The organism is Rhizobium leguminosarum bv. viciae USDA 2370, from assembly GCF_002008365.1.
In the GTDB taxonomy this organism is placed as follows: domain Bacteria; phylum Pseudomonadota; class Alphaproteobacteria; order Rhizobiales; family Rhizobiaceae; genus Rhizobium; species Rhizobium leguminosarum.
This window is the reverse complement of sequence record NZ_MRDL01000001.1, coordinates 323,436-336,476: the sequence shown is the minus strand read 5'-3', so window position 1 is coordinate 336,476 and position 13,041 is coordinate 323,436. Positions and strand designations below refer to the sequence as shown.

The following is a 13,041-nucleotide window of genomic DNA, read 5'->3' as shown; positions in this document are numbered from 1 at the left end:
ATCCAATGGCAAAAGAGGTGCGGATCCTTCGCTGCGACGGGGCAAGAAAACCTAACTCTTCGCTAGCAAACCGCCATCAGTAACGTTACGTATCGAGCGCACGTTGTTTGGCAGCAGAGATCAACTCCTTGAAGTGCGCAGCAATCCTACCTTCGCGGCTAGCGTCCTCCGCTTCCCAACCGAACTTCCACGCGTCGTGACGCGCAAGCCAATCCCCGAGGGCACTGGTATCACCAGTAGGCATCCTATCGGCGGCGAGATATGGGTTTTCGTGAGCCTTCAGGCCGAGCACCCGCGCCCTTGAGCCGGCTTCCTGTAAATCGATCAGCTCTTCAATCGTCATACGCGATCCCCCACGATGTCGGCGAGGGTAACATCGCAGTCCGCGCATGCAAGAGAATGCTAATTAATGGGTTAATTTGGGACAGTTGCCAGCTCGCGGCTGCGCCAGCACGTGGGCATCCGTGTGGGCAATGCCTATGCTGAAAATGCCATGTCGGTCGATCATTGTCATGACTTCGTCGGGCGTGGCGACGATCGCTCCGCGCTGAGCGGCAAGGAAATCCGCCGGAGCGGATCAAGCGACACGAGCGCATCCTGAAGAACAAAGCCGATCTTTTCGCCACGCAGGCGTCGCCAGTCCCTTTCGCCAAAATTGCCGCTACAGCCCTCCGACAACCTTTTATGGGACGCAACTCAGCGTGCGGAGTGGTCGTTCCAGTGGGCCACGGGCAGCAGCCAGAATGAGGTGTCCTGCTGGACGAATGTCAGGGGCCACATCAGCATATTAAGCAGAATGGCACCCGGGACGACGAGCGGTGTCGGTCCGTATCGGCCAAACAAGCTGCCAACCGCGGGGGTGCATAAGACCCATGATCAGCCTCCCGGGGGAAGCAGCCGACCGGTTTGCAGCGTGGTGGAACCCAGACGGGCATGGCGGGAGGGGGCCAACAGGTCGATGATCGATCGAGCATGCCTATAGATAAAACACCATGTCCTCCAGTTGACGCGAAACGCTTTTTGACGATACGGCAGGCGATAGCGTGAACGGCGGATGGTCGGTCGATGGCGCGGAGCTGCGGAGCATGGGTTTGAAACGGGCGGTGGATTTTTTGCTGGCTTTGATTGCGTCGGTGATCCTGCTCCTTCCAATCCTCATCGTCGCTCTGTGTGTTCGCCTTACCTCGCCGGGACCAATCCTCTATTGGTCAAAACGTGTCGGCCGTTTCAATCAGATCTTTCTGATGCCAAAGTTTCGCAGCATGCGCGTCGACACGCCGACGGTGGCCACGCATCTGCTTGAAAACCCGGATCGGTTTCTGACGCCCATCGGCTCGTTTCTACGCAAATCCAGCCTCGATGAACTGCCGCAGCTCTGGTGCATTCTCGAGGGGAAGATGAGTTTCGTCGGCCCACGGCCGGCACTCTACAATCAATACGACCTAATAGAATTGCGGACGGCCCATGGCGTCGACAAGCTCTTGCCCGGATTGACGGGATGGGCGCAGATCAACGGACGTGACGAATTGCCGATTCCGGAGAAGGTTAAATTCGATATCGAATATCTCGAACGTCGCTCGCTCGGCCTCGACATAAGCATCCTGTTTATGACGGCCGAGAAGGTAATCCGCCGTAAGGGAATAAGGCATTAAGCTACCTACTTCTGATAGATAAGCAGTGCGGAAGACCTTGGTTTCCGATTATTTCAGTTGCGCTCGTTGCAGAAAATGACAAGAAGGTGGTGTCGATCGATCTGCGAAACGCTGGTAAGCAATGCCTGAAAATACCCCCGCTGAGACATCGCGCTCAGGATGGTTCTTAAAGCCGATGCAAGCGCTCGTCGCCCCTCTGTTGGCGATGCCGCGGGTTGCCAAACGTGCTCTGGCTTTGCTGGTGGATTCCAGCTTTTGCGTTCTAACCATCTGGCTGGCCTATTGCTTCCGCCTCAACGAATGGACGGTGCTGACCGGCGTCCAGTGGTTGCCGGTCTTCGTTTCCTTGTGCATGGCACTTCCCATTTTCATCGTCATGGGTATGTATCGGGCGATCTTTCGTTATGCCAATATGGCTGCTTTCATTACTGTTCTGAAGGCGATTGCGATCTACGGCTTTGCCTTCATGACGATATTTACCGCCCTCAGTGTGCCGGGCGTTCCGAGAACCGTCGGCATCCTCCAGCCCTTCCTGCTGTTGATTGCGATCGGGCTGTCGAGGCTGGGTATCCGCTACTGGCTCGGGGATGCCTACCAGCGCATCCTTCACAAGAATATGCTCGCCAAGGTGTTGATCTATGGGGCGGGGAAGGCCGGGCGGCAACTGGCGGCTGCCTTGATGAACAGCGCCGAACTCAATGTCGTCGGCTATCTGGATGATGATCCGCGTCTCAAGGGCGGCGTCATGGGTGGTTTGCCGATCTATGACCCCTCGGATCTTCCGGTGCTTGCCGAAGCTCTTGGCGTCCACAATGTACTTCTTGCTCTTCCATCCGCATCGCGACAGCGTCGCAACGAAATCCTGGAGCACATCCGCAAAGCCAGGGTCAATGTTCGTACATTGCCCGATCTCACGGCCCTGGCTCAGGGACGCATCGCCGTCTCCGACATCCGTGAGCTGGAGATCGAAGATCTGCTGGGGAGAGAAGCGGTCGCGCCACGGCAGGAGTTGCTCGACAAGGCGATGCGTAAAAAGGTGGTTATGGTCACGGGTGCTGGTGGCTCGATCGGCGGCGAGTTGTGCCGCCAGATTCTACGCAACGAGCCTTCCACCCTGATCCTCCTCGATCAGAACGAGTTTGCGCTTTATAATATCCATGCCGAATTGCAGAAGCTGGCCGAGCTGTACAGACAAGAAGATCTGCAGATCGTCCCAATTCTTTGTTCCGTTCGCGACCAGGATCGCATGGAACATATCATGCAGAGCTGGCGACCTCACACGCTCTATCATGCAGCCGCTTACAAGCATGTGCCCCTTGTCGAACATAATGCCGTGGAAGGCATCAAGAACAATGTCATGGGTACGCTGGTCACGGCGCGCGCGGCCAATAAATGCGGCGTTTCGAATTTCGTGCTGATCAGTACAGACAAGGCCGTGCGTCCCACGAACGTGATGGGGGCCAGCAAGAGACTGGCGGAGATGGTTCTGCAGGCGCTCGCAGCGGAGTCTACAACCGACAGAATGCGAACCAATTTTTCCATGGTCCGCTTTGGGAATGTACTCGGTTCGTCCGGATCCGTCGTGCCGCTTTTCAGGCAGCAGATCAAGGAAGGCGGCCCCGTTACCCTGACACATCCTGAGATAACCCGCTACTTCATGACCATTTCGGAAGCCTCGCAACTCGTCATCCAGGCTGGCGCGATGGCCGAGGGCGGAGATGTTTTCCTGCTCGACATGGGAGAACCCGTGCGCATCGCCGATCTCGCCCGCAAGATGGTAGAGCTTTCCGGGCTGACCCTCCGCGACGATGACAATCCTGAAGGGGATATCGAGCTTTCCGTTACCGGCCTCAGGCCCGGCGAGAAGCTCTACGAAGAACTTTTGATCGGCGACAACCCTGAAACAACCGAACATCCTCGTATTATGAAGGCGCGCGAGGATTTCCTCTTCTGGCCGGAGCTTTCGAAAAAGCTCAACTCGCTCAATGCGGTATTGGATCGAAACGATATGGTCGCGGCACGCGCGATGTTGGCGGAGCTCGTCTCCGGCTACTCCTCAACCGGTGAAGTCTCGGATCTGGCCTTCACCGGCGCCGAAACCAATACGGCGGCCTGAGACGTCAGGGCCTGCAGACGTTAGCTCCGAACGACAGGCGCAAACCGTATGCTGCCTCGATCCGTGCAGATCAGGGCGACCATATAGGCGAAGATCGGATCCAGAGCCTTCTGGTTAAACATGATGCCAAAGCTGCCGGTAATGACGTAGCTGCTGAAGAGCAGAAGAGCGAGCGCAATGGCGAGGTCCCGGCCCGGCCCGGCTTCTTTTCTCCACGCCCCGATCACCGGTGTGAGCAGCATCAGCGAAAGCGCCGCGATGCCGAAAACGCCGGCATCGATTCCCGCGGTCAGAAAACCGTTGTGGACATGCGTGAAGGACAGTTGTGGCCTTATGTTTTCAGGCAACTCCGCCAGAACCGAAGCCATCCGGTTTTGCGGGCCGTAACCAGTCAACGGATCCTTACTGATTGCCGATAGTGCACCTTTGTACAAAGCGAACCTCGCGCTGAGCGAGGTGATCTCACCGTCGGTGCGTTCGACCGATGTCAGATTTTCCTGAAGCTCCTGAATGCGATGAAAAACCGGGCCGCTACCTAAGGCAACAAGGCCCACAAACAGCAAGGAGCCGGTAATGGCGAGGCTGCGCAAGCTCAGATGGAAGCCGCGTTTGCGAAAAAACCAGATAAAGATGAGGATATGGACGGGAATGACCAGCCAGGCCGAGCGCGTTCCGGAGAGCAGAACGCAGCCTAGACCGGCGGCATATCCCAATATCGCAATTCTTTGCTCCACGCTTCTTGGAGATTGAACGTTGAGAAGCGCAATGCCGCCGAAGAGAACGCCTATGATCCCCAGCAGTGCAGCGTTCGAAGTCCCAGCTTCTGCCCTGGACATCAGAAACATGATCTGCAGGAGACTGAAGACAAAGGTGACGATCATGCCAATCCCTGCGCCGAGGATGAAGAGCGGCACCAGACGGCCATCGGGAGATTGGCGCATCCGCGGCAGTACCAGCCAGATCGAAAAGAACGGCAGGAGCCGGAGTATCCAGTCCAGTTCTTCGGAGTAAGGCGGATTGATGAATATGCTGGCGATCATCACCAGCGGGTAGATGGACATACCGATGGCAACCAGCCGGTCGGATCTCGACAGGTTCAATGCAAGGCGGCCTGTCGCCAGAGAGTAGGCGCCCCACAGCATCGACGCGAGGAGGATGAAGGAGTTAAAATTCGGCGAAAGTCCTGGTAGGATTGCAAAGGCAAAGACCGCAATGCGGTTGTTTCGGTCGAGCGCACCTCCCGCCCCATTTCCGGGATCGAGAACCGCCATCTTGAGTTGTTTAAAATAATTCACTGTGCCGGCCCTGACCGTGTCGATACTGCCTCGCTAAGGATCGTGAAGACGGCTGTCAAGTCGCGATGAGGGCGCAATCCATGGCTTTATTCAACGTGGTATTCAGGCAACAGGCCGTTCGGGACAGATGTGGTTCTATTCGATGATCGGCGGCAAACGGATACGGCGGGAAAGCCGCCTTCAACGGAAAACACGTTTGAGGTGCGGCTTGATTTGAGGGTTTGATCGTGATCAACCGACCAGCGTACCGCGGGAAGAGAAGGCGGCAACATCGGGATCAGTAGAGCCAATCGAAGAACCGATGCTGCGTTTCGTTGACGTGAAGTGTCTGCCGCTATCGCCAATACACCCTTGTGGAGCTTTCCGCCGATGATCGACCGAGGACGTAGCCGAGCCCGAATGCCAGAATGCCGGTGGTGAGCAACAGTGCGCTTGCTGTGTACGGGTGCTCTCTAGCGCCGGAGGCGACGGCATAAGCCTCGCGCTGCACCTCTTTGGCTGCCGACTTCGCGGCCTTGGTCAATCCCTCCGGCTGCTCGGTGGGCGTTCCGGTGAATCCGGCGTTCAAGTTCTGTTTGTCGACCATTTCGGGGACCTTTCTGAGATTGGCGCGAGGCGGAAAGTTCAATCCTGCTCGCGTGTGCCGGGGGAGGCTTCGCGTTGATCCGCGTCTTCGAGATCCGTCTTGACGAGGAATGCATCCGTATGTTCGCGCGAGGCCTCTCGCAGGGCCGCGAGATTTAAAGGATTGTCGGCCTCGCCCTGCTGGGCGTCGAGTTCATGTTCGGCCAGGGTCCAGTGATGCCGGTGCTTGCCTTCCGGCCTCCCCTCCTTCTCCCACAGGGAATATGCCCTTCTTCGGATCTCCTCCTCGCGGGTGGCTGGCGGCAACCCGCCGCTCTTCCTGTCGATTTGGTTTGCGGCTCGCCGAGCCATCTTCTGTCCGCGTGCGTCCGCAGCGGGTGGAGCTTTCGGCCGCCCGTCGTCGGTCGTACTTTCGATTATCTTGCGTCGTGCTGGGTTTTTCATGACCATCTCCTTGGGGATTTCAACCAACTCGACGGATCTAAGTTCCAAACAAAGAGTGTCACGGCGCAAAGATGGGGCTTCTGATTTCGCAAGGCTCATGCCGTTCACCAGCGCTTTTGAAGCGCAATCATTGCTCGATCCCCAAGCCCAGACTGAAATGCTCAATTCGCGAAGCGCTGAATCACGAGATGCGGTGCCATACCGCACTCATCCGCAGCACGTCTTGGCAAGGCCATTTAACTGATATACTAGTATGCCAACAAGCACCGACGCCCGGTATCGTTATGTCGCAAGAATCAGAAACCGAAGTCTTGGTAGTCCCGACTTCGCAGGAGGTTGGCGGCAGGCTGCGCCGCGTCACCACGGCCGGCGCCATCTACGATCGTCTCTATGCCGACATCGTGTCGCTACGGATGCCGCCTGGCATGCTGCTGCAGGAAAAGCGGATTGCCGATGATTTCGGCGTCAGCCGCACACCGGTGCGTGAGGCGCTGCTCAGGCTTTCCGAAGGTGGACTGGTCGATATCTATCCGCAATCGGGCACGGTCGTGTCGCGGGTGCCGGTCTCGGCGATCCCCGAGGCGGTCGTTGTGCGCAAGGCGCTCGAAGGCACGACCGTCGAGACTGCGGCCCTGACCGCGACTACCGCAGACATCGCCCGTCTCGATACCATCATCGCCCGGCAGCGGTCGCACGCCGCGACCAACAATGCCTCGAGCTTCCATGAGGAGGATGAGGCCTTCCACGAGGCGATCGCGCAGATATCAGGTTATCCCGGCATCTGGGCAATCCTGAAAACGGTCAAGGTGCAGATCGATAGGGCACGGCGGCTGACGCTGCCGGTGCTTGGGCGCATGGACAACGTGGTGCACGAACACATCATTATCCGCGATGCGCTCGCCGCTCACGATGCGGCGGCGGCACGCAGCACAATGATCCATCACTTAAGCGCCGTCATTCCCGATGTCGACGAACTGCGCGCGCGTTACCCCGATTATTTTTGCTGACGGCAGGCCAACACGAAACGAAAGACCAGGGAAGGAAGAAGGATGCGACAAGGTTGGAGATGGTTCGGACCGGAAGCGCCGGTGACGTTGGATGACGTCCGTCAGACGGGCGCCACCAATATCGTCTCTTCGCTGCATCAGGTGCCGATCGGCCGGGCCTGGACGGAGAAGGAAGTGCGCGAACGCCAGTCTCTGATCGAGACGACGCCGGGCGACCGCTCGCCACTCGTCTGGTCGGTCGTTGAGAGCATCCCGATCCCCGACGCGGTCAAGCGCAAGGGCGGGGAGGCGAAGGCCGAAATCGAGGCGTGGGTCGCCAGCCTCGAAGCGGTCGCCGCCTGCGGCATTCCGATCGTCTGCTATAATTTCATGCCGGTGGTGGACTGGACCCGCACCGAACTCGATTTCGTGACACCGACGGGCGCCACCGCCATGCGTTTCGATCACGAGCGCTTCGCAGCCTTCGATCTCTTCATTCTGGAACGGCCAGATGCGGCGCAGCACTATTCCGCGGAAGACCGGGAAAGGGCGCGTATCGTCTTCGAGGCGATGACGGACGACGAGGTCGCCGACATCACCCGCATCATCACCTCGGCTCTACCGGGGTCGACCACCGAACCTCTGACCATACCGGCCTTCCGGGAAAAGCTGGTCGCTTATAGCGGTATCGATGCCGCAAGATTGCGTCGGCACCTGATCGAATTCCTGGAGGCGGTGACGCCGGCTGCTGAAGCGCGCGGCGTCAAGCTGACGCTGCATCCCGATGATCCGCCGCGCTCGCTGTTCGGCCTGCCGCGCATCGCCTCGACGGCCGATGATTATGCCGCGCTCTTCGATGCGGTGCCATCGGCGGCAAACGGCATGTGTTATTGCACCGGCAGTCTCGGCGTGCGCGCCGAGAACGACCTGCCGGCGATCGCACGGCGCTTCGCCTCGCGCATCCACTTTGCCCATCTGCGCGCCACGACACGCGAGGGCGACGGCCGAACGTTCCATGAAAGCGCGCATCTGGAAGGCGACGTCGACATGGTCGCGGTGCTTCGGGAACTGGTCGCGGAAGACCGCCACCGCGGCACACAAGACACCATCGTCTTCCGCTCGGATCATGGCCACCGCATGCTTGACGATCTCGACAAGGTCGTCACCCCAGGCTACCCCGCCATCGGCCGCATGCGCGGCCTCGCCGAACTGCGTGGTATCCTGCATGCTCTGGGCGCGCCGCCGACCTGAGGGTGTCCTCGAACGGCATCGACTGACCTTGGCGAATTGGGCTGCTGCGGAGCAAGCTTCTTCCCGCGCCCGCACCGGCTCGCTCGTAAGAAAAAATCATCGCGCTCTGAAGCCCGAGCGATGCTTCAGAGCGCGCAACCCTTCAAGAAAAGATCGGCGCACATCTTCGCCCGCGCCTGTATTGCTTCGATCGTCGGCGGTGGCTCCTGACGCAGGATCGCCGCGCGCTGCGGCTCCATGGCCATCATGCCGCGCAGCATGCCGCAGGCTAAATGCGGATCGTCGAGCGCAATGAGGCCGCGGTCGACCTGCCGGCGCAGCCAGTCCTCCATCAGCGCATTGGTGCGTAGGATCGCCTGTTCGTAGAAGGACGTGGCGATTTCAGGGAAGCGGTCCGACTCGCCGATGACGAGGCGCATGATGGTGACCGTATCTTCAGAGAGCGACAGTCTGCCGTAAGCCATCAGCATACGTTCCAGCCCATCTCTCAGATCGGCATTGGCGAGCATCGGGGGATCGAGCGCAAGCAGGAAACCGACGATACGCTCTGAGATCATGCTGGCAAAGAGATCGGCCTTGGTCGGAAACAGCCGGTAGAGGGTCTTTGTGGAAACACCGGCATCCTGGGCGATCGTGGCGATGCTTGCCGCCGCGTAACCATTCTCGTGAAACTGGGTATTTGCCGCCTTGATGATCAGGCCCCTGGTGTCGTCGTCACATCGCAACTGCGGCCTTCCGCGCGGCCTTCTCTCAATTTGTTGATTTTGGACCATAATGATTTTCCAAATTCCTATTGACATGTATTTTATAGTGCATATTTTGGAAATTATCAAGTTTCCTAAATAGGATTTCACTTGAATTCAGAGGCCGCAGCCCAAGAGACGGCGACCCGTCATCCGGAGAAAGACAATGACTACCAAGAAGCTGCGTGCCTTGAACAACAATAACGCCGTCGAAACTGTTGCCGAAGCCGCTCCCGCGAGCCTGGACGCCGGCAAGCCACCGCTCATCGCTGAGGCCGCTGCCCCCGTTGCCGAGGAAAAGCCCGCCCGCAAGCGTGGCGGCCGCTCCTTGCTTCTCGGCGCCACCGCCCTCGTGCTGATCGCCGCCGGCGCCTATTACGGCCATGATTACTGGACAGTCGGGCGTTTCCATATCTCGACCGACGACGCCTATGTGAAAGCCGACAGCAGCACCATCGCCCCCAAGGTTTCGGGCTATCTCGCCGAGGTCCTCGTCATGGACAACGAGACCGTCAAGGCCGGCCAGCCGCTCGCCCGCATCGATGACCGCGACTTCAAGGCAGCCCTTGATCAGGCAAAGGCCGATGTCGCAGCCGGGGAAGCCACCGTCAACGCCAAGCAGGCTTCGCTCGATATCCAGCAGTCCACGATTGCCGCCGCCCGCGCGACCGTCGACGTCGACCGCGCCAACGAGACCTTTGCCGAGCAGAACAACAAGCGCTATTCGAACCTTGCCACCAGCGGTTACGCCCCGGTCCAGACGGCGCAGCAGGCCGCCTCGCAGATCGCTGCCGCCCAGGCCTCGATCGTCCGCGACACCGCCTCGCTCGATGCCGCCGTCAAGCAGGTCGATCTTCTCAACGCCGAACTGGCCCAGGCAAAGGCGGCTCTTGCGCGCAGCCAGGCCGTCCAGCACCAGGCCGAGCTCAACCTCTCCTATGCGACGATCACAGCGCCCGTCGACGGCACCGTCGGCAACCGGACGCTGCGCATCGGCCAATATGTCCAGGCCGGCACCCAGCTGATGTCGGTCGTGCCGACGACGGCTGCCTATGTCATCGCCAACTACAAGGAAACCCAGCTCACCGACGTGAAGGCCGGCCAGCCAGTCGATATTGAGGTCGATATGTTCCCGGGGCGCACCTATCACGGCCATGTCGACAGCCTCGCTCCGGCAAGCGGCCAGGAATTCGCGCTGCTGCCGCCCGATAACGCCACCGGCAACTTCACCAAGGTCGTCCAACGCATTCCGGTCAGGATCGTGCTCGATGGCGACGCCGCCGCCAACGGCGACCTGCGACCCGGCATGTCCGTCCAGCCGAGCATCGACACCAAGAACGACCGCAGCTAGGCCGGGGGACGAGGAGTTTGTGTCATGTCCACCATCGCAGCAACATCAATCGCCGCTCCGCAGCCGAAAACCGGCGCCAGCACCAGGGAATGGATCGCCGTTCTCGCCGGCATGATCGGCGCCTTCATGGCGATCCTCAACATCCAGATCACCAATGCCTCGCTGCTCGACATCGAGGGCGGCATCGGAACGGGTGTCGACAACGGCGCCTGGATCTCCACCTCATACCTCATCGGCGAGATCGTCGTCATTCCGCTGACGGCCTATTTCAGCAACGTCTTCTCGTTCCGGCGCTTTATCCTCGTCAACTCCGTCCTCTTTCCACTGTTTTCGATCGCCTGTGCCTTCGCCCATGATCTCGGCACGATGATCGTGCTGCGCGGCCTGCAGGGTTTTGCCGGCGGCGTGCTGATCCCCATGGCCTTCACAATGGTGTTGACCAAACTGCCGAAATCGCAGCAGCCGCTCGGCCTGGCGATCTTCGCGCTCTCGGTCACCTTCGCACCGGCGATCGGCCCGACCATCGGCGGTTACCTCACCGAAAACTATGGCTGGCAGACCATCTTCTTCATCAACGCCATCCCGAGCGCCATCATGGCGGTCGCCCTTGCCCTGACGCTCGACAAGCAGCCGATGCAGCTTGGCCTACTCAGGGAGGGCGACTGGGCTGGCATCTTCACCATGGCGATCGGTCTTTCGGCGCTGCAGACGGTGCTTGAAGAGGGCAACAAGGAAGACTGGTTCTCCTCGCCCTTCATCGTCAAGCTCAGCATCGTCGCCTTCGTCTTCCTCGTCGCCTTCATCTGGATCGAGCTGACGGTGGAGAAGCCCCTGGTCAAGCTGCGGCTGCTCAAGCAGCGCAATTTCGGCATCGGCGTTGCCGTCAACGTGCTGGTCGGTGTGGCTCTCTTCGGCACCGTCTATATCCTGCCGCAATATCTCGGCCAGGTGCAGCGTTATAATGCCGAGCAGATCGGCAATGTCCTGGCCTGGACCGGCCTGCCGCAGCTGCTTTTGATCCCACTCGTGCCGATGATGATGAAGCGCTTCGATGCGCGTTACATCGGCTTCCTCGGCATCTCGATCTTTGCGATCAGCTGCTTCATGAACATCACGCTTTCGGCCGATACCGCCGGCGACCAGTTCTGGATTCCGAATATCGTCCGCGCCATCGGCCAGGCCCTGGTGCTGACGCCGATCACCGCCATCACCACTGCCGGCATCGCTCCATCAGATGCGGCCGCCGCCTCGGGCCTGACCAACATGCTGCGCAATCTCGGTGGCGCCGTCGGCACGGCGACACTCGGCACGGTGCTGACCAAACGTGAGCAGTTCCACTCTAATATCATCGGCCAGTCGGTGACGCTCGGCCGCGACGAAGTCCGCAACCGTCTCGACCAGATGACTGGCTACTTCCTACAGCATGGTGTTTCCGATCATGCCGTCGCAGCCCAGAAAGCCATCGTGGCGCTTGGCCAGATTGTCAGGCGCCAGGCCCTCATCCTGGGTTTTGCCGATACCTTCGCCGTCATCGGCGTTGTTCTTGCCATTGCAGCCGTTGCCCTGCTGCTCACCCAGAAACCGCGGGCCGGCGGTGGCGCCGGCGCTCACTGAACAAAATACCGGCGCTCGCCGGGCTTCCCGGCGAGCGCTTTCTATTGCGGGATTTCGACCGTAAAGGCGAAGCGGGCGACAGCACCCGGTTCCAGGATCGTGGTCGAATGCCTCTTCGACAGCTCGCTCGAACCTCCCGCTTCCGCGGCCGTTCCATGCCAGGGCTCGACACAGAGGAAGGGCGCCCCCGGCTTGGTCCACAGCGCAAGATTGGGCAGGTTTTCGAAATGGAAATGCATGGCCGGCCTGCCTTCTGCGCCATAGCGCAGCCCTTCGCCCGCACCGCTCGGGAAAATCATCGCATCCTGCTCGAACATGGCATGATCGAGCACCAGCCGGCCGGCATCGAACGGCGAGGGCAAGGCCGCAGGGTTGATGAGGCCGCCTCCCAGCCGCACAAGCGCCGGCTCGCCTTCATTGTCGAGCGTTACGATATGGTCGCGGCCGGAAGCGCCGGGCAATGGCCAGGCGAAGGCCGAATGGAAGCCGAGACCGAAGGGCATCGGCTTCTGGTCGCGATTGCTGACCTCCGCCGTGACAGTCAACGCCCGGCCCTCGACCGCATGCACCACGGCCAGCTGAAACTCGAAGGGATAGACCGCCCGAGTCGCCTCCGAGGCGGTCAGTTCGAACCGGCACATCGTCTCGGTGGATGCCGCAAGCGCGAATTCGCTGCGGCGGGCAAAACCATGCTGGGCCATCGGATAGACCGTGCCGTCGATCGTGATCTTGTCGTCAGGTGCCTTGCCGACGATCGGAAACAGGATCGGCGAACGCCCGGTCCAGAAGGCCGCGTCGCCCGTCCACAACCATGAGCGCCCATCGCTTGACGTGAGCGCCTGCATCTCGGCGCCGAGGGTGGAGACATCGACGGTGAGATCCTGATTGCCGATCCGGATGGAGGTTGGCATCGCGTTTCCCTTTCGCATTGGTTGGGCACCAAGCGATACCTTTCCGCACCGGGGATTTCCACCCAATAGAGAGAGGCAGGACGGCAGCCACGG

At 59.9% G+C, this 13,041-nt stretch carries 13 protein-coding genes; 7 read left to right on the top strand and 6 right to left on the bottom strand.

What is annotated here, in order from left to right:
• Positions 1–85 precede the first annotated feature (85 nt).
• A complete protein-coding gene (locus BS629_RS01630) occupies positions 86–343 on the bottom strand; it encodes a CrpP-related protein (RefSeq protein ID WP_018246626.1) in 258 nt (85 codons plus the stop codon).
• A 123-nt stretch (positions 344–466) separates the two neighbouring features.
• Here BS629_RS01630 and BS629_RS40430 point away from each other — a divergent pair, with 123 nt between their 5' ends.
• The 3 genes from BS629_RS40430 (at position 467) to BS629_RS01610 (ending at position 3,768) form a co-directional block, all read left to right on the top strand.
• Positions 467–601, top strand: coding sequence for a hypothetical protein (locus BS629_RS40430; protein WP_371316907.1), 135 nt, complete (start codon positions 467–469; stop codon positions 599–601).
• Between the two features lie 484 nt (positions 602–1,085).
• Positions 1,086–1,652: a sugar transferase gene (locus BS629_RS01615; RefSeq protein ID WP_026188787.1), complete on the top strand. Its 567-nt coding sequence runs from the start codon at positions 1,086–1,088 to the stop codon at positions 1,650–1,652.
• Between the two features lie 121 nt (positions 1,653–1,773).
• Positions 1,774–3,768 (top strand): polysaccharide biosynthesis protein, encoded by a 1,995-nt coding sequence (locus BS629_RS01610; protein WP_018246629.1) that lies wholly within the window; start codon positions 1,774–1,776, stop codon positions 3,766–3,768.
• A gap of 20 nt (positions 3,769–3,788) precedes the next feature.
• Here BS629_RS01610 and BS629_RS01605 read toward each other — a convergent pair whose 3' ends face one another.
• The 3 genes from BS629_RS01605 to BS629_RS01595 all read right to left on the bottom strand — a co-directional run bounded on the left by BS629_RS01605 (position 3,789) and on the right by BS629_RS01595 (position 6,092).
• Positions 3,789–5,063, bottom strand: a complete 1,275-nt coding sequence (locus tag BS629_RS01605) for an O-antigen ligase family protein (RefSeq protein WP_018246630.1) — start codon at positions 5,061–5,063, stop codon at positions 3,789–3,791.
• Between the two features lie 334 nt (positions 5,064–5,397).
• A complete protein-coding gene (locus tag BS629_RS01600) occupies positions 5,398–5,649 on the bottom strand; it encodes a hypothetical protein (RefSeq protein WP_018246631.1) in 252 nt (83 codons plus the stop codon).
• Between the two features lie 38 nt (positions 5,650–5,687).
• Positions 5,688–6,092 (bottom strand): DUF2934 domain-containing protein, encoded by a 405-nt coding sequence (locus BS629_RS01595; protein ID WP_026188788.1) that lies wholly within the window; start codon positions 6,090–6,092, stop codon positions 5,688–5,690.
• 284 nt (positions 6,093–6,376) lie between these two features.
• On the opposite strand from BS629_RS01595, the gene BS629_RS01590 reads away from it, so the two are divergent.
• Positions 6,377–7,099 (top strand): GntR family transcriptional regulator, encoded by a 723-nt coding sequence (locus BS629_RS01590; protein WP_018246633.1) that lies wholly within the window; start codon positions 6,377–6,379, stop codon positions 7,097–7,099.
• Between the two features lie 42 nt (positions 7,100–7,141).
• Entirely contained in the window at positions 7,142–8,329 is a 1,188-nt protein-coding gene (uxuA, locus tag BS629_RS01585) for a mannonate dehydratase (protein ID WP_018246634.1), read from the top strand.
• A 125-nt stretch (positions 8,330–8,454) separates the two neighbouring features.
• Here the strand turns inward: uxuA and BS629_RS01580 are convergent, their stop codons facing one another.
• Positions 8,455–9,102 carry a TetR/AcrR family transcriptional regulator gene (locus BS629_RS01580; protein ID WP_018246635.1) on the bottom strand — a complete coding sequence of 216 codons (648 nt, stop codon included), beginning with the start codon at positions 9,100–9,102 and terminating at the stop codon, positions 8,455–8,457.
• 136 nt (positions 9,103–9,238) lie between these two features.
• Between BS629_RS01580 and BS629_RS01575 the strand changes: the two genes are divergently transcribed.
• Positions 9,239–10,423 (top strand): HlyD family secretion protein, encoded by a 1,185-nt coding sequence (locus BS629_RS01575; protein WP_018246636.1) that lies wholly within the window; start codon positions 9,239–9,241, stop codon positions 10,421–10,423.
• A gap of 24 nt (positions 10,424–10,447) precedes the next feature.
• Entirely contained in the window at positions 10,448–12,037 is a 1,590-nt protein-coding gene (locus BS629_RS01570) for a DHA2 family efflux MFS transporter permease subunit (protein ID WP_018246637.1), read from the top strand.
• Between the two features lie 41 nt (positions 12,038–12,078).
• On the opposite strand, the gene BS629_RS01565 is transcribed toward BS629_RS01570, so the two are convergent.
• On the bottom strand, positions 12,079–12,948 hold the full coding sequence (locus tag BS629_RS01565) for an aldose 1-epimerase family protein (RefSeq protein ID WP_026188789.1): 870 nt from the start codon (positions 12,946–12,948) through the stop codon (positions 12,079–12,081).
• Positions 12,949–13,041: the final 93 nt, after the last annotated feature.